Raw genomic sequence first — 17,249 nt, forward strand, 5'->3', positions numbered from 1 at the left:
CCGTATCGAGGTCGGCCACTCTGTCGGCAGCTCATCCCTCTTCACAAAAAATGCAACCGCCCACCGAAGCGGGCGCTTGCACACACTCAATTTTCCCGGATAAAGAACAGCCTGCTGATGGTTTCAACCACACAGCCGGGTTTATCCTGATTCCTGACCTGTACGGTAATGCGGATCGTGACCTGTACGCCGTCTTCCCCGATCGGCGTAGCCGCCACCACCTCGCCGCTGCCACGCACGAAGCTGTTCACCAGCACCGGAGCCGGAAAACGCACCTTCTCGCAACCATAGTTGACGCCCATCTTCAGCCCCTGATAGCTGACCAGCTGAGGCAAAAACAGATTGGCCAGAGACAGCGTCAGATATCCATGGGCTACGCAGGCGCCGAACGGGCCGTTCCTGGCCTGCTCGGGGTCCACATGAATCCATTGGTGATCGCCCGTGGCATCGGCAAACTGATTGATGCGCTCCTGCGTGATCTGCATCCATTCGGTCTCGCCCAGCTGACGCCCCACCGATGCCTGCACCGAGGCTGCCGAGTCAAACAGCATCTTGTCTGCGACTGCATTCATGCTCAGGCCCTCTGCGAGCTGACGGACACCACTTCACCCGTCATGTACGAGGAGTAGTCGCTGGCCAGGAAGATCATCACATTGGCCACTTCCCAGGGCTCTGCACCCCGACCAAAGGCTTCCTTCTCGGACAGCTTGGCCAGCAGTTCTTCAGAGGCGGACTTCTTGAGAAAGGCGTGGATGGCGATGGAAGGTGCCACGGCGTTGATGCGGATACCGAATTCGGCCGCCTCCAGCGCCGAACAGCGTGTAAGGGCCATCACGCCGGCCTTGGCGGCTGCGTAGTGAGCCTGCTCTGTCTGAGCGCGCCAGCCCAGCACCGAGGCGTTGTTGACGATCACGCCCTTGCCGCGCGGTTGCATCAGCTTGAGCGCTGCGCGCGTCATGCGGAAGGTGCCGGTCAACGTGATGTCGATGACCTTGCTCCACTCATCATCGCCCATGTCGACGACCTTGCAGCTGGTGCCCAGACCCGCGTTATTGATCAGCACATCGATACCGCCCATGGCGCTGTCGGCTTCGGAGATCAGTGCCTGAACCTGTTCTTCCTTGCTCACGTCGCAAAGCTTGCCAAAGACCTGGGTCATGCCCGTGTCCTTTTTGATCTGCTCCACGGCTTCGGCCAGCCGACGCTCATGCACGTCGGAGATGAACAAGGCCTTGCAGCCCTCCTCTGCTGCTCGTTTTGCAGCAGAGAAACCAATACCAGCGCCAGCTGCGGCGGTTACGAGAACTGTCTTGTCTTTGAGCAGACCGTGGGGGGCAACGTAGGAGGGAGCGCTAATCATTTGTCATTCAAAAGTAGTTGCCTCGATCTTCCGATCGTCGCTGCGCTGCAGCATCGTCACTTTGGACGATAGGTCATTCCCTAGTGTCGCTGGACGGACATTTCAAACGCAAAAGTGCCGTAAATCTTCAGGGTCAACCCTCGATTTACGGCAGCTTTACGTCAACCAATCAGAGTAATCACCTACACAAGGACAAGCACTCCAGGCTCCTGGAGTCAGCGCGGCATGCCCAGCGCACGCTCGGCCATGAGGTTCAGCTGAATCTCGTTGGTGCCGGCGTAAATGGTGTCGGCGCGGCTGACCAGCCACAGTTGCTGCAGCGCAGCAAGCGCAGGCTCCTTGAGCACCAGCTCGCCCTGCTCGCCCAGCACATCCATGGCCAGCTCGCCCAGATCACGGTGCCAGTTGGACCATGCGTATTTGGAGACGGAAGCCACACGCAAGGGCGTGCTCTCATCGCTGGAGCGCAGCGCATGGGCGCGCAGAGTCTGCAGGCCCATATCGGCCTTGGCCAGGCGCTGACGGATCAGCGGGTCGCGGGCCGCGCCATTGCGCTTGGCCAGGTCGATGATCAGGTCCAGCTCATAGCGGAAATGTGCCTGCTGGCCCAGAGTGGACGCACCGCGCTCGCAGCCCAGCAGGTACATGGCGACCTTCCAGCCGTCACCCACGGGGCCCAGATGCAGCGCGCCTTCGGTGCGTGCGCCGTCAAAGAAGACTTCGTTGAACTCCGAAGTACCGGTGATCTGGCGAATCGGACGCACCTCCACGCCGGCCTGCTTGATGGGCACCAGCAGCAGCACCATGCCCGCATGGCGGGGGCCGGCAGTGCTCGCACCAGTCTCGTCGGTGCGAGCCAGCACAAACACCCATTCGGACTCATGGGCCCAGGAGGTCCAGACCTTCTGACCGTTGATCACCCACTCGCCCGTGGCCGCATCGCGATGGGCTTTGGTGCGAATCCCCGCCAGGTCAGAGCCCGCGCCGGGCTCGGAGTAGCCCTGAGCCCAGTAGTCGGTACCAGCCAGAATGCCGGGCAGAAAACGCTGCTTCTGCTCGGGCGTGCCAAAAGCCATCAACGTGGGGGCCAGCAGGGTCTCGCCAATATGGCCGATGCGGCCTGGGCCGCCGCAGCGCACATACTCCTCGTGAAAAATGACTTGCTGCGCCAGCGGGGCGTTGCGGCCGCCGTACCGGGGCTCCCAGCCCAGGCCGGTCCAGCCGCCCTTGGCCAGCTCCTGCTCCCATTCCTTGGCCAGCTCCGCGTCATAGCCTTCGGCGCCCAGGCCGCTGGCATGTTTGAGCGGTGCAAACTTGCCCGTCAGATGCTGTGCCATCCATTCCCGCACCTCGGCGCGAAAGGCTTCATTGATTTCCGATTCCTGCATCTTCATGCCGCCTCCGCCATCTGATCTTCTGTCGCTTCGTCCAACAAGCGCACTGCCACCAGCTCTCGCCACTGCTCCACCGTACCCAGGCGCTGGCTGGATGCCTGCGCACGGCGGAAGAACAGATGCGGATCAAACTCCCAAGTGAATCCCACGCCGCCGTGCAACTGAATGCTTTCGCGCGTGGAAAACAGAGCTGCCTCCGTTGCATCTGTGCGAGCTTGAGCCGCGAAGTAGCTCAGATCGCTTATATCGCCAGCGGTATCCGCCATGAAAGCTGCTGCATAGACGGCAGAGCGCGCGGTCTCCACCTTCACCAGCATCTGCGCTGCCCGGTGCTTGACGCCCTGAAAGCTGCCCACGGCCTTGCCGAACTGCTGTCGCTCCTTGGTGTAGTCCACGGCCAGATTCAGCGCGCGCTCTGCCACGCCGACCTGCTCGGCCGCAAGGCCGATGGCGGCCAGGTTGCGGGTCTGAGCCCACAGGCTCCTGAGCGCCTCGCCATGCATCAGCACGGCAGCGCCAGTCAATCTCACATTAACGGCCATGACATCGGCACTGCTGCGTGTGGCATCCACCGTCGTCAGCGCCTGCACGCTCAAACCTTCTTCCCTGGCATGCACCTCCAGCAGGCCCAGTGATCCGCAAGGCAGGGTAGCGGGCAGCAGGAACACATCGGCATGTGCTCCTGATCCCACCTGACTCCACTGGCCATTGAGCACCAGCGCATCGCCCTCCACCTTCACAGTCGCCGCAGTGGGCAGCTCGCCACGCACAGTCATGCCAAGCACGCATATCCGGCCTGAGGCGGCCAGGCGCTCCACCACGCCCAGGCCCTGCTCGGTCTGGCTCAACGCTTGCCACAACGGTGTCACTGCGACAACAGCGTCAAAAAACGGCACGCAGGCCAGGTGATAGCCCATCTGCTCCTGAAGCAGCACCAGCTCGCGCCAGCCCAGACCCATGCCACCTGCGGCTTCGGGCAGGGCCACGCTGCACCAGCCCATGTCCAGCACTTCCCGCCACAGGGCACGGTCCAGCCCGCCCTCGGTTTCAGAAACCTTGCGTGCCTGCGCCGTGCTGCTTTTTTCCTGCAGAAACACTGCAGCGCTCTCGGCGATCATTTTTTGTTCTTCGTTCAGACTTAAATCCATGATGGCTCGCGTCCTGAGTTCTTCATCGAATGGGAAGGTCGGGCCCCCGACCCGGCTGCTTCTTCTGCTTAGGTCCCGTAGACCTTCTGAGGAGCCTTGCCCTCGGCGATCAGCTGATCGACCACACCAGACAGCTCGGAAGGCTCCCAACGCGCCTGCTTGTCATTGATCTTGCCGGTGAACCAGCCGTCGGCCACGGACAGCTCGCCACCCTTGGCTTCAAAGCAGCGGCCCGTCACATGCCTGGACTGACTGCTGCCCAGCCAGACGACGATGGAGGCCACGTTCATGGGGTCCCAGACGTCGAAGCCGGATTCGGGCTTCTTGACCATATCGGGCATGGCGCCTTCGGTCATGGAGGTGCGCGCAGCAGGTGCCAGACAGTTGGCAGTGATGCCGTAGCGCGCCAGCTCTGCGGCCTGCACCAGCGTCAGGCCGGCGATGCCGGCCTTGGCTGCCGCGTAATTGCTCTGACCGATGGAGCCTTGCAGGCCCGCGCCGGAGCTGGTGTTGATGATGCGGGCATCCACTTCCTTGCCTGCCTTCTTCTGGTCGCGCCAGTAGCCGCCAAACACCTTGGCCATACAGAAGTGACCGCGCAGATGCACGCGCATGACCATGTCCCAGTCTTCTTCGGACAGGCTCAGGAACATGCGGTCGCGCAGCACGCCGGCGTTGTTGACGATGACCTGTACATCGCCGAAAGCCGCCAGCGTGGCATCCAGAATCGATTGGACGCCGGCCACTGTGGTGATGTCGCCGGTGTTGGCAATGGCCTGACCGCCCGCGGCCTTGACTTCATCGGCAACGGCCTGGGCGGCTTCGGCGCGGATGTCGTTGATCACCACATTTGCACCTTCTTGGGCGAAGGCCAGCGCATAAGCGCGGCCCAGGCCACCGCCTGCACCGGTGATGACGACGGTTCTCTGGTTGCAAATACCCATTTCTTTCCCCTTTTTGCTTGCAATGCAGACAACCTCCAGGCCGTCTGCCTTCTTGAAATTACGCTTTGAAAACCGACAGATCAGGCTGACGATGCGCCCAGGGAACCGCTTGCTCCAGCTGTGCGGCCAGCGCCAGCAGGCGCCCTTCGCGGCCGAACGGGGCAGCGAAGTGCGCGCCCACAGGCAAGTTGTCCCTGGTCCAGTGCATGGGCACAGACATTGCGGGCTGGCCTGTCATATTGAAAAGCGCGGTATAGGGCGAAGCCTTGACGGCTTCGCGCGCGAATGAGTCATAAGGCTGGTCCAGCGTCAGCACACCCAACAGCGGTGGCGGCACGGCCATCACGGGGGTCAGAATCAGGTCGTACTTGAGAAAGAAGCGGTCCAGAATCTGGCTGGCCGTATCGAAGTTGGTACGCGCCATCAGCATCTGCTCGGCGGTATAGGACTTGGCCTTTTCCAGATACAGCCAGTCCATCTGCTCCACCTCATCCTGGCGCACTGCGCGACCCAGCAGCTTTTCACGGGCACGGATGCTGGCCATCATGCCCACGGATGTCACCACGCCCAGGCCCGAGAACACCTCAGCCACAGGCAACTCCGGCATGTCTTCCACGATTTCATGCCCCAGCGCCAGGCAGGCCTTGATGGCCTTGTCCACCGCCGCCTGACAGTCCGCATGTACGGGAATGCCAAAGTAGTTTCTGGACCAGACGGCGATCCTGAGCTTCTTGGGCGCCTGCTTGAGGGCGTCCAGATAGCTGCCTTCCACGTCGCGCGGCGGCACGGTGCGCGAGCCGGGCTCGCGCCCCTGCGTCAGATCGAGCAGGTGGGCGCTGTCGCGCACGCTGCGACTGATGACATGGTTCATGGACAAGCCCATCCAGCCTTCCATATTGGCCGGACCGGCAGGCAGACGGCCGCGGCTGGGCTTGAGGCCGAACAGGCCGCAGTGCGAAGCGGGAATGCGGATGGAGCCACCTCCGTCGCTGGCATGGGCCACGGGCACAATGCCAGCGGCAACCACCGATGCCGCACCACCCGAAGAGCCGCCTGTCGTGTGGGCAGCATTCCAGGGATTGGGCGACTTGCCATAGAGCAAGGACTCGGTCGTGGGTGTCTGGCCGAACTCGGGCGATGCCGTCTTGCCAAAGATATTGAGGCCGGCCGCCTTGTAGCGTGCCACCAGGGTGCTGTCGTACTCTGCCACGGCCCCCTTGAAAAAGCGGCAGCCGTTGGTAGTGACCGTTCCCTTCAGATACTGGTTCAGGTCCTTGAGCAGAAAGGGCACGCCCCACATGGGCGCCCTGGCCGTGGCTTCGGCACGCGCAGCGCTGCCCAGAGCCGACATCTGCCTGGCCTGATCACGTGCCAGATCGTAGTCCTTGATCACCACTGCATTGAGCTTGGGCAAGGCCTCGGTGCGTGCAATCGCCGCTTCCAGCGCTTCCAGCGGCGTGATATCGCCCCGGCGGATCTGCTCTGCCCAGGCGTAGCCATCCACCGCAGTCGCCTCATTTTTCTTCTGTGCAGCCATTGCAGGCATGGCTGACGCTGCGGCCACGGCACCGGCGCCCTGAATAAAGCCACGACGATCCACACCTTGATTCACTGATTCCATGCTCTCCTCCTTGTTGTTGCTGGACATTCAAGCCTTGAGTGCGGACAGGTCCGGCACGCGTTGTGCCCATGGCAGGGCTTGCTCCAGCTGCGCCGCCATGCGCAGCAAGCGGCCTTCACCACCAAACGGTGCGACAAAGTGAGCCCCCACAGGGAGGTTGTCTGCCGTCCAGTGCAGCGGCACGGACATGGCCGGATGACCGCTGATGTTGAACAGCGAGGTAAAGGCGGAGGAATTCATGGCCTCGGCGGCATAGCTTTCATAAGGCTGATCGAGTCGCAGCGCGCCCAGCTTCTGTGCAGGCACCACGGTGGTGGGCGTCAGGATCAGGTCGTACCTGGACAGGAATGCATCGATCAATTGCCCCGCCTTGTCGAAGCCTGCGCGGCCACGGTACAGATCCAGCGCCGAAGCCTTTTTCGCGGCCTGCAATGCGGCCCAGTTCAGCGGCTCCATCTCGTCTTCGCGCACAGCGCGGCCCAGCTGCATTTCACGGTATTCAATGGCGCTGAGCAGACCTGCCGACATGCCTGCACCCATGCCGCCAAAAATTTCGTTCACCGGCAGCTCTGGCATGGCCTCTTCAACAAAATGCCCCAGCGCCTCGCAGGCCTTGGCCGCCTTGTCCACAGCCTCCAGGCATTCGGCATGTACGGGAATCCCGAAGTAGTTCTTGCGCCAGACGGCAATACGCAGCTTGCGCTCGGGCTGGTGCATCGCTTCAAGGTAGCCCCGAGGGACATCGGAGGGAGGTCGCACTCGCGAGCCGAACTCGGGCCCAGCACTCAAGTCCAGCAGCAAGGCGGTATCGCGCACACTGCGGCTGATGACGTGGTTCACCGACAAACCTGTTGCGCCATCCAGCGCTCCTGGCCCTGCAGGCACACGTCCACGACTGGGCTTGAGTCCGAACAGGCCGCAATGTGCGGCCGGTATGCGGATGGAGCCGCCACCATCGCTGGCATGGCCCACGGGCAGAATGCCGGCCGCCACCACCGCTGCAGTCCCACCGGAAGAACCGCCCGCGGTATGCCCAGTGTTCCAGGGGTTGGGCGTGATGCCGTAAAGCTTTGACTCTGTGGTGGTCGTCATGCCGAACTCGGGAGATGCCGTCTTGCCAAAGATGTTGAGACCCGCAGCCTTGTAGCGCATCACCAGTGTGGAGTCCTGCGAAGCGACAGCATCCTTGAAGAAGCGGCAACCATTGCTGGTCACGGTTCCTGCCATGCTCAGGCCCAGGTCCTTGAGCACAAACGGCAGACCCCACAGCGGCGCTTTGTCAGTCGCCTGTTTGCGTGCATCGCGGCCGATGGCCGAGAGCTTCTTGGCATGCTCGCGGGCCAGTTCGTAGTCTTTGATGACCACGGCATTGAGCTTGGGCAAGGCTTCAACGCGCGCAATGGCGGCATCGAGGGCCTCCAGCGGCGTGACATCGCCTTTGCGCATCTGCGCAGCCATGGTGATGGCATCGGCCTGCGCAACGGCCCTGGTGCCGACTTGCGCTTGCGCTGCCGGCAGACCCAGCACGGCCGCCGTGGCAGTTGCCCCGGCCAGGAATGCTCTGCGATCTGAATCCGTCGCTTTGTCTTGCATGTCTTTGTCTCCGTTGATATTTTTGTGGATGACTTGCTAAGCCGCTAGCACCGGAGCTCCAACGCAATACAGGCACCCAGGGGTGCCTGCATGTCTGTCGTCAGAGTCTCTCAATGATGGTCACATTGGCCTGTCCTCCACCTTCGCACATGGTCTGCAAGCCGTAGCGACCGCCGGTCCGCTCCAGCTCGTGCAGCAGCGTGGTCATGAGCTTGGCGCCTGACGCTCCCAGTGGATGACCGAGCGCAATCGCGCCGCCGTTGACGTTGGTCCTGCCATGGTCGTAGCCGGTCTCCTTGAGCCAGGCCATGACCACGGAAGCGAAGGCCTCGTTGATCTCGACCAGGTCGATGTCGGACATGGTCATGCCCGCCTTCTTGAGCGCATATTCCGTGGCGGGAATCGGCGCGGTCAGGTGCCAGATGGGGTCATCGGCGCGCACGCTCATATGGTGAATGCGGGCGCGGGGCTTGAGGTTGTAGCGTTTAAGCGCGGCCTCCGACACCACCAGCACGGCCGCTGCGGCATCGCAGGTGGAGCTGGACACGGCAGCGGTGATCGAGGGATAGGTCGGATCCACCGGCTCCAGCGTGGCCATCTTCTCCAGCGTGCTCAGACGGGCGGTTTCGTCCATCTTGAAGTCGCCAAACGGCACGATTTCCCGATCAAAGCGACCTTCAGCGATGGCCTTCAAAGCGCGGTCGTGGCTTTCCTTGGCAAACACCTCCATATCGGCACGACTCACACCCCAGTGGTCGGCAATACGCTGGGCGGCATAGAACTGGTTCACGGGCGCGTTGCGGAAACGGGCCTGCCAGCCCTTGCTCTCGGCAAACGGCGTGGTAAAGCCCAGGGGCTGGCCGGCCAGCATGGCTGACGAGATTGGAATCGCGCTCATGGTCTGCACGCCTCCGGCCAGCACCACGTCCTGCGTGCCGCTCATCACGGCCTGGGCTGCAAAATGAATGGCTTGCTGGGACGAGCCGCACTGGCGGTCGATCGTGGTGCCGGGAACGTTCAAGGGCATACCGGCTGCCAGCCAGGAAGTGCGAGCAATATCGCCGGCCAGAGAGCCGATGGTATCCACGCAGCCAAAGATCACGTCGTCGTAATCGGCTGCGGGAATGTCGTTGCGCTCGACCAGCGCCTTGATCACATGGGCGCCGAGGTCGGCACCGTGCACCGTGGCAAGAGAGCCCTTGCGCTTTCCGGTAGGAGAGCGCAGCGCATCAACGATATAGGCCTGGGCGCTCATGCAGCCACCTCTTCAGCAATGTTCTTCACAGCATCTTGCGCAGAGCAGGAGGCACATGAATCGATTTCTCGATCAAAAGTCGATCCGGGGCCCACAGGGGCATTGGGACTGCGCAGCAGGCCCTGGGTCAGGCGGGCTGCATGGTATGCCTTGTCGCCCCAGGCAGCGTCCAGTACCCAGGCGCGCTTCATGAACATCTGCAGATTGACCTCCCAGGTGTAACCCATGGCGCCATGCACCTGCAGACTGTTGCGCGCCGCAAACCAGCTCGCTTCGCTGCACTGGAGCTTGGCGTGCGATATACGCACAGCCAGATCAGGTTCGCCGTGCTGCAGCGCATAGAAGGCACGGTAGAGCACGGGTTTGGCAAACTCGATCTTGGTGACGATGTCCGACAGGTGGTGCTGCACGGCCTGAAAGCTGCCTATGACCTTGTCGAACTGCTTGCGCTGCGCCACATAGTCCACCGAAAGGTCCAGCATGCGCTGAGCCAGGCCCAGCATCTGGGCAGCTGCGGCGAGTGCACCGCGCTCGCCGGCTGTGTCCCAGACCTTCTGACCCTGAGTTCCATCGAGCAAACGGGTGGCATCGGATGCCGTCCAGCGTACCCGTGACAGGCGGCGCGAGGAGTCGATGCTGCTCAGCGCCGTGATCTCGCACTGTGCGGGCCTGAGCAGGTGCAGTTCCAGGCCGGTGGCCGTGGCATGGGGCAGCAACAGCACATCGGCCAGTGCGGCGTCCGCCACATTGGGGTTGACGGGATGGCCCACGGCCACGCGGCAGCTGCCTTCGGCGATCCTGGACAGCCAGACACGGCTCTCATGTCCTTGCGGCAATGCACTCAGCATGCCCACGGCCACATAGGCGGTGTCGGTCAAGGAATCGGGCAGAGCGTAATAACCCACTTCCTGCAGCAGCAGTGCCCAGTCCACATCGGCCATGCCCATACCGCCATCGGCTTCGGGGGCGGACAGGCCCATCAGGCCTTGTTCTGCAATCCTGGCCCACAGCTCGGGGCTGCGACCGGTCGGGGTTTCCCAGATGTCGCGCAGCAGCTCGGGGGCTGCTTCGGTCATCAGAAAGCGGCTGATCGAGTCACGGAATGCGATTTGATCTTCGGTAAAGGTGAAGTCCATGGTTGTCTCCCTGCCGATCAGGATTTGGGCAGGCCCAGCATGCGCTGAGCGATGATGTTGCGCTGGATCTCGTTGCTGCCCGCGTAGATGGGACCGGCCTGCGAGAACAGAAAACCTTCCAGCCATTCGTTGGCCTCGGCGTCATCGATGAGCTCGGCACGCGCACCCAGAATGCGCATCGCGGTTTCATGAATCATGATGTCCAGCTCGGACCAGACAATCTTGTTGGTGCTGGCTTCCGCGCCAATCTGTGCGCCCTTGTTCAGGCGGCCTACCGTGTGATAGGAAGACAGCGTGTATGCCTCCGCCCCCTGCCAGGCACGCAGCACGGCATCGCGAATGGAGTGGTCGCGGTCGGCATCGACCTGATTGCGCAGATACAGGTCCACCAGCTTCTGCGCACTGCGCTGATAGCGGGCGGGAGAGCGCAGCAGCAGCCCGCGCTCGAAGCCGGCCGTCGCCATCGCCACATGCCAGCCCTTGCCTTCTGCACCCAGCAGGTTCTCCACAGGTACTTCGACATCGTCGAAGAAGATTTCGGCGAAGTGCTCGCGGCCATTGATGGCACGAATGGGACGCACGGTGATGCCGGGCGTGTTCAGGGGCACGAGGATGTAGCTCAGACCATGGTGGCGGCTCGACGTCGGGTCGCTGCGAAACAGGCCGAACACCCAGTCGGCAAAGATTGCACGGGTAGACCAGATTTTCTGACCGTTCAGAATGAATTTGTCACCCATGCGAATGGCACGGCTGCTGATGGCCGCCATGTCCGAGCCAGCGTTGGGCTCGGACCAACCCTGGGCCCACATATCGTCGCAGCGCGCCATACGGGGCAGAAAGCGGGCCTTCTGCTCGGGCGTACCGAATTCCATCAGCGTGGAGCCCAGCAGCAGAATGCCGTTCTGGTTCACGCGGGCTGGCGCATCGACTGCCCAGTACTCTTCCTCGAAGATCAGCCATTCGGTCAGGTCGCAGCCGCTGCCTCCCAGATCCTTGGGCCAGGTCACGGCGCTGTAGCCGGCGTCGGCCAGCTTGGCTTCCCACTGGCGGTGCTGCTCGAACCCCTCTCGGGTGTCATAGCTCTGCAGCCGTTCCGCAGGCACATTGTTCTTGAGCCATTCACGTACCTGGGCACGGAACGCTTTTTGCGCTGGGGTATAGGTCAAATCCATGGTTGTCTCCTCTTCGCGCTAGTGATGCTCAGAATTTGGCGTCGCGCTTTTCCACGAAGGCGCTGCGTGTCTCGGCGGAATCGGGGCTCATATAGGCTTGCAGGGTGAAGCCCTGCTCCCAGCGGTATTTGTCTTCCAGATTGCCGTCTTCGATGCCGGTCAACGCTTCCTTGGCGATGCGGATCATGGCGGGGCTCTTGGCGGCGATCTTGTTGGCGATCTCCATGGCGACGTCGCGCAGCTGCTCACGGGGAACTACACGCTCGATGGCTCCCAGGCGCAAGGCTTCTGCCGCACCAATCATCTCGCCCGTAAAGAACAGGTAGCGGGTCTTTTGCACGCCGAACATGCGCTGCAGATGGGCCGCACCGCCCATGGCGCCGCGGTCCACTTCGGGCAGGCCGAAGGTGGCGTCTTCTGCGGCGATCACAATGTCCGATGCACCGCAGATGCCGATTCCGCCGCCCAGCACAAAGCCGTGCACGGCGGTGATGACGGGTACCTTGTTCAGGTGCACAGCCTTGAACGTGGCGTAGTTGCCTGCGTTCACGTCGATGATGAGCTTGTCGTTGGTCGCCAGCTCCTTGATGTCCACACCCGCGCAGAAGCCACGGTTTTCGGCGCGAATGACGATAACGCGCACGTCAGGGCGTTGACCCAGCGCTTCGATTTCCTTGGCCAGGCCATTCCAGCCAGCGGCATTCAGGGCATTGACGGGAGCACGGTCAATCACCAGCTCTGCCACACCGTTGTCGTGAATATTGGAGTGAAATTGTTGAATGGACATATCCAGCCTCATTGGCTTGTTGTTATGCGGGAGTCAATGCGTTCAATGCGTTGCGACGTTCCATGGCCTGGCGGACGATGCCGCCGATCACCTCTTCGCAGCTGTCGAGCTTGCCGATCAGCGCGGCCACCTGGCCGGCGGACATCACACCTTCTGCAGGGTTGCCATCCACCATGGAGCGTTGCAGCAACATGGGGGCGTTGGCTGCCATCACGGTCTGGGCGACGGAAGAAGAGTCTTCGCGCATGGCCTTCATGAAGATGCTCATGGCCTGGCCCGTGGTCATGCCGGTCTCGGCCTTCCACTGCAGTGCCAGGCCCAAGGCGATGCGCAGGCGTTTCATGGGGCTGGCTTTTTCCAGCATGGCCAGGTATTCGTTGGGAATCATGCGCTGGGGCATGCCATCAACCAGATGCGAGATGGCGATCTTTTCCGCATCTCTTGCAGCCAGATAGCGCTGCAGTGTCTGCGCAGGAACCTTGGAGTCGCTGGTCATCAAAAAGCGTGTACCCATGGCAATGCCCGATGCACCGTAGGCCAGCGCAGCCAGCAGGCCGCGGCCGTCGTAGAAGCCACCTGCGGCGATCACGGGCACATCGACCGCGTCCACCACCTGGGGCAGCAGCACCGTGGTGGGCACGCTGCCGGTATGGCCACCTCCCTCACCTCCTTGCACGGTGATGACGTTGGCCCCCATCTCGATCGCTTTTTGAGCGTGCTTCAGAGCCCCCACGGTGGGCATGCAGACGATGCCGGCATCCCGCAGACGACCGATCACCTTCTTGTCCGGGCCACGGCCATAGCTCACGGCGCGCAGACGGTACTTCACCGCCAGGTCCAGCAACTGCTGAGCGTTGGGCTGGAACATATGAAAGTTCAGCCCGAAAGGCTGATCGTCGGTCTCGCGCTTAACACGCAGAATTTCGGCTTCGATCTTGTCCGCAGGAATCGTGGCACCGGCCAGAAAACCAAAGCCGCCAGCATTGGTCGTACCTATCACCAGATCAGCCCCCGCCACATAGCCCATGGCAGTCTGGATGACGGGATAGCGGCACCCCAGCAAGTCACAGATAGGAGTGCGCAGACTGCCCATGTCGTTCATATTGCTCATGCCTTTGACTCTTCTTTATTGGCCTTGACCATGGACTTGGCGTCCTGGCCGCCCAGTTGCCCCATACCCATGGCCTGGCTATGTGCGTGCGCAAAGTGGTGGTAGCCAAAAGCCATGTCCATGGTGGAGCGCAGGCCTTGCAGCTCCTCCGCCTTGTTGACGACCATCTTGGTCAGTGCCAGACCCAGACGAGGCTGGGCTGCCATGCGCTGAGCCATGGCGTAGACCTGGTCCTGCAGCTCGGCGCGCGGTACCACACGGTTGACCATGCCCATCTGGTAGGCCCGGTCTGCCGGCATGCGCTCACCCAGCAGCAGAAATTCCTTGGCAATGCGCGGGTGCAGTTCGTGAGCGTGGGCGAAATACTCCACACCGGGGATGCCCATGCGCACCACGGGATCCTGAAAGAAGGCGTCATCGCTGGCCACGATCAGGTCGCAGACCCAGGCCAGCATCAGGCCACCGGCCACGCAGGCGCCCTGCACCATGGCAATCATGGGCTTGGGGATGTCGCGCCAGCGGCGGCACATCCCCAGGTACACCTCTTGCTCGCGGGCAAACAATTGCTCGCCACCTGGCTTGTTGGTGTGATCCCACCACAGGTGTGCACGGTCAAAGGACTTGTTGATGTCTCGGCCGGGCGTGCCGATGTCGTGACCCGCACTGAAGTGCCTGCCTTCGCCGCGCAGCACGATGACCTTGACGCTATCGTCATCGGTCGCCTTGCGCAAGGCTGCATCCAGCGCATAGGTCATCTGCGAGTTCTGCACGTTGTTGAACGTGGGCCGATTCATGGTGACCGTGGCAATGCCGTTGTCCACGCTATAGAGCACGGGCTGGTCGGTTTCGTAGACGGCCTTGTCTTCGCGTGTCACAAATTCGCTGGCTGCATCATCCATATCAGGCTCCCATGGCCGTAGCGCGCAGATTGTGCGGATCAAGCTGGGCCAGCAAAGCCAGCTGCTCGGGCGTTGGATCAGGTGTCACACCCACGTTCTCGGGGACATGGATCGGAAAACCCGTGGACTCCTTGACCTGCACCGCCGTCACGCCGGGATGCAGCGACACCAGGCGCACTTGATGACTGGGTCCGCCAAAGTCCATCACACACAGATTGGTGAAGATGAAGCGAATGTCGGTGGTCTCCTCCAGCGTCCAGCCCTTGGCCAGGCGTGCGCTGTTGTAGCCCACACTGCCCACGGCATCGACCTCGCCCGACACAAAAACCTTGGTGCTGTGGTTGGGAACAAAGAAGGAGTTGGCGTGATTGATTGAATTACCGGGGAAACCGCGCACGCCCAGCATCATTGACTTGGGACGGGCGTAGTCGCTGCCCACCATGGAGATATTGCCCTGACCGAAGCGATCCACCTGCACGGGACCCACCATGGCGTGGCGCTTGCCTCCCCAGACGTTGTCGAAGATGCGCGAGAAACCCATCCAGCTTTCACGCTTGATCTGGTAGTCACCGCGAGGGCCTACGGGCACGGGCTCGTTGACCACCCAGGCTTCGGAGTCCGTCATGATCAGATCGGTGTTGATGGACCGCATGCACAGCGAGGCCGCCAGTCGCGGCACCAGGCCGATGCCAGTGGCCAACACCTCACCGTCGTTTTCCCAGGCACGTGCCGCGGCGCAGATGACGCGATCTACCAATGCAATTTCACTCATCTCTGTGCCTCCTCAGAACACGGGCAATGGCAGGCGCTTGATTGCCTCCATGCCACCCACTTTTTCCAGATATTCCTGCTCCGTGCACTGCACGTATTTCTGCTGGTAGCTGCTCCAGCCGCCCTCTTCCTTGCTGCTGGCCGCGTATTCCTTGAAGTGCTTGACATCAAAGCCATACAGAGGTGCGCAGGACGATGGGTGAGCACCGCCAGGCAGATGCACGACGCCCGTGGTTTCAGAACGCTCCCAGAACACCAGGCGCGCGGCTTGCTCCGACTCGAAACTGCTGGACTCGACCAGTTCGTCGCAGCTCACAAACGTATTGGTTGCGGCTCGGGCAAACAGGTCGTCCATATAGATATCGGGACCGGCAATCTGGCAGACACCGCGAGAGTCCGCGCGATCCACGTGCAACAGGGCCACATCCAGATTGATGGCGGGCATCGCCACCCACTCCTTGCCGTCGTAGGGCGATTCGATCAGGCGGATGGAGCTGTTGTGCTTGAGCACATCCGTGCCCAGGCCGACGCGGGTGGGAATATAGGGAATACGCATGCCTGCAGCCTTCAGGCCCAGCACCATATGACCTTCGTCAATTTCCATGACCTCGATCTCACCACTCTGGCGGGCCTTGCGAAAGTAGGGCTCAAGCGGAATGAAGTCCAGCGACACGAAGGCGAAGATCAACTTCTTGACCTTGCCTGCTGCACACAGCATGCCCACATCGGCACCGCCATAGGCCACCACGGTCAGGTCCTTGACGGGGCTGCGCAGCAGCTCGCGCACCAGGGCCATGGGCTTGCGCCGGGGCCCCCAGCCACCAATTCCGATCGTCATGCCGTCCTTGATGGATGCCACAACGTCCTTCGCTGTCATCAGTTTATTGGCCATGTCTCCAAGCCTCCTATCAGTTGTTTTCAGGGCGGCCCACGCTGAAGTCGTGCCCCCAGAGGCTTACGGTCGTGAACTCGTGCGTGATGTGGTGCTCCCAGTCGATGACGGCGCCGCCATAGCCGAACTCCAGATCGAAGTTGGAGGGCGTCTTCATGTAGAACGAGATCATCTTGTCGTTGGTGTGCTGACCCAGGGTGGCAGAGAGCTTGACCTGGCTCTTTTGCATGCGGTCCATGGCACGGCCCACTTCGGGCATGTTGTCCACCTCCACCATCACGTGCACGCAACCCGATGCGGAAGGGAACTCGGCCAGCGCCAGGCTGTGGTGACGCCCGTTGGCGCAGTGGAAGAAGTGGATTCGGACCGTGGGGCCGGCATCGCCTGCGGGCTTGAAGTTGTAAATATCCGAGAGACCAAAGCCCAGCACATTGCGCACAAAGGCCACGGTCTTGTCAAAGTCGGGAGCGGGCAGCACGGTGTGGCCCAGACCATAGTCGCCGGTGATAAAGCGCGACACCCCTTGGGGCGACGCAAAATGGCGGAAGTCGGACTTGAAGCCCCAGACGATCTCGTGACGATTTCCGGACGGATCCATCACGATGGCCAGCTCCTGCACATGGCGCTTGGCACACAGTTCGGAACTGCCCATTTCGTAGTGCACATCAGCTGCCTGCAACACCTTGAGCGCCTGCTCAAAGGCTTGCTTGTTGGCCACTTCCCAACCGGATGCGGAATATCTGTCATTGCTTCCAGGCTGAACCTGGAAGCGGAACTGACGCTCATCCATCTTGATCAGCAGATCGCCATCTGCAGTGGTGCTTGGCATCATGCCAAGCACATCACGTGCATAGCTGACCCAGCGATCCAAATCAGAGCTCTCGGCAACAACGTACGCTAGTCCACGTATTTCCATCATGATGTCGGGGCCTCCAACCCAAATCCTTTAGTGATGCTGAGGATTCTGAAGAGGAGAGCCTTTGCAAACATCGTCCATTGAGACTAACGATTTAGCGCTTCATCACCCAAATTTAATAGCATTCATACAAGAATCAGCATGCAGTTCAGCGGAATAGACTAGATTGCTTTCAGCCCTTTGAAGCAAGCCGCTCCGACACCCTTGCGACAGCCGTGAAAACCCGCAGTACAAAAAAAAAGGCCGCACC

The 17,249-nt window shown here is 61.5% G+C and carries 16 protein-coding genes; all 16 read right to left on the reverse strand.

Annotated features, from left to right (window positions below):
• Positions 1–86: 86 nt before the first annotated feature.
• Positions 87–572, reverse strand: coding sequence for a MaoC family dehydratase (locus CTATCC11996_RS16890; RefSeq protein ID WP_003078374.1), 486 nt, complete (start codon positions 570–572; stop codon positions 87–89).
• Positions 573–574: 2 nt separating this feature from the next.
• Complete coding sequence (locus CTATCC11996_RS16895; protein WP_080569889.1) at positions 575–1,360, reverse strand: SDR family oxidoreductase; 786 nt, start codon at positions 1,358–1,360, stop codon at positions 575–577.
• Positions 1,361–1,575: 215 nt separating this feature from the next.
• A complete protein-coding gene (locus tag CTATCC11996_RS16900) occupies positions 1,576–2,754 on the reverse strand; it encodes an acyl-CoA dehydrogenase family protein (RefSeq protein ID WP_003078378.1) in 1,179 nt (392 codons plus the stop codon).
• The gene (locus CTATCC11996_RS16905; protein WP_236597875.1) at positions 2,751–3,902 is read right to left on the reverse strand and encodes an acyl-CoA dehydrogenase family protein; all 1,152 of its coding nucleotides are present in this window, start codon (positions 3,900–3,902) and stop codon (positions 2,751–2,753) included. Before CTATCC11996_RS16905 ends, CTATCC11996_RS16900 begins: the two co-directional genes overlap by 4 nt.
• 68 nt (positions 3,903–3,970) lie before the next feature.
• A complete protein-coding gene (locus tag CTATCC11996_RS16910; protein WP_003078383.1) occupies positions 3,971–4,846 on the reverse strand; it encodes an SDR family oxidoreductase in 876 nt (291 codons plus the stop codon).
• A gap of 58 nt (positions 4,847–4,904) precedes the next feature.
• Positions 4,905–6,494 (reverse strand): amidase, encoded by a 1,590-nt coding sequence (locus CTATCC11996_RS16915; protein ID WP_003078385.1) that lies wholly within the window; start codon positions 6,492–6,494, stop codon positions 4,905–4,907.
• The gene (locus tag CTATCC11996_RS16920) at positions 6,495–8,060 is read right to left on the reverse strand and encodes an amidase (protein ID WP_003078387.1); all 1,566 of its coding nucleotides are present in this window, start codon (positions 8,058–8,060) and stop codon (positions 6,495–6,497) included.
• Between the two features lie 100 nt (positions 8,061–8,160).
• Positions 8,161–9,315 (reverse strand): acetyl-CoA C-acetyltransferase, encoded by a 1,155-nt coding sequence (locus CTATCC11996_RS16925; RefSeq protein ID WP_003078389.1) that lies wholly within the window; start codon positions 9,313–9,315, stop codon positions 8,161–8,163.
• Positions 9,312–10,451, reverse strand: coding sequence for an acyl-CoA dehydrogenase family protein (locus tag CTATCC11996_RS16930; protein WP_003078391.1), 1,140 nt, complete (start codon positions 10,449–10,451; stop codon positions 9,312–9,314). The genes CTATCC11996_RS16925 and CTATCC11996_RS16930 overlap by 4 nt, the downstream gene beginning before the upstream one ends.
• A 17-nt stretch (positions 10,452–10,468) precedes the next feature.
• Positions 10,469–11,623 (reverse strand): acyl-CoA dehydrogenase family protein, encoded by a 1,155-nt coding sequence (locus CTATCC11996_RS16935; protein ID WP_003078392.1) that lies wholly within the window; start codon positions 11,621–11,623, stop codon positions 10,469–10,471.
• A 28-nt stretch (positions 11,624–11,651) separates the two neighbouring features.
• Positions 11,652–12,410 carry an enoyl-CoA hydratase family protein gene (locus tag CTATCC11996_RS16940; protein ID WP_003078394.1) on the reverse strand — a complete coding sequence of 253 codons (759 nt, stop codon included), beginning with the start codon at positions 12,408–12,410 and terminating at the stop codon, positions 11,652–11,654.
• A gap of 22 nt (positions 12,411–12,432) precedes the next feature.
• Complete coding sequence (locus tag CTATCC11996_RS16945) at positions 12,433–13,521, reverse strand: NAD(P)H-dependent flavin oxidoreductase (RefSeq protein WP_003078400.1); 1,089 nt, start codon at positions 13,519–13,521, stop codon at positions 12,433–12,435.
• Positions 13,518–14,420, reverse strand: coding sequence for an enoyl-CoA hydratase (locus CTATCC11996_RS16950; protein ID WP_003078402.1), 903 nt, complete (start codon positions 14,418–14,420; stop codon positions 13,518–13,520). Before CTATCC11996_RS16950 ends, CTATCC11996_RS16945 begins: the two co-directional genes overlap by 4 nt.
• A 1-nt stretch (position 14,421) precedes the next feature.
• On the reverse strand, positions 14,422–15,192 hold the full coding sequence (locus CTATCC11996_RS16955; RefSeq protein ID WP_003078404.1) for a CoA-transferase subunit beta: 771 nt from the start codon (positions 15,190–15,192) through the stop codon (positions 14,422–14,424).
• Positions 15,193–15,204: 12 nt separating this feature from the next.
• Positions 15,205–16,083: a CoA transferase subunit A gene (locus tag CTATCC11996_RS16960; RefSeq protein ID WP_003078407.1), complete on the reverse strand. Its 879-nt coding sequence runs from the start codon at positions 16,081–16,083 to the stop codon at positions 15,205–15,207.
• A gap of 16 nt (positions 16,084–16,099) precedes the next feature.
• The gene (locus CTATCC11996_RS16965; protein WP_034349492.1) at positions 16,100–17,002 is read right to left on the reverse strand and encodes a VOC family protein; all 903 of its coding nucleotides are present in this window, start codon (positions 17,000–17,002) and stop codon (positions 16,100–16,102) included.
• Positions 17,003–17,249: the final 247 nt, after the last annotated feature.

Source organism: Comamonas testosteroni ATCC 11996, assembly GCF_000241525.1.
Lineage (GTDB): Bacteria > Pseudomonadota > Gammaproteobacteria > Burkholderiales > Burkholderiaceae_C > Comamonas > Comamonas testosteroni.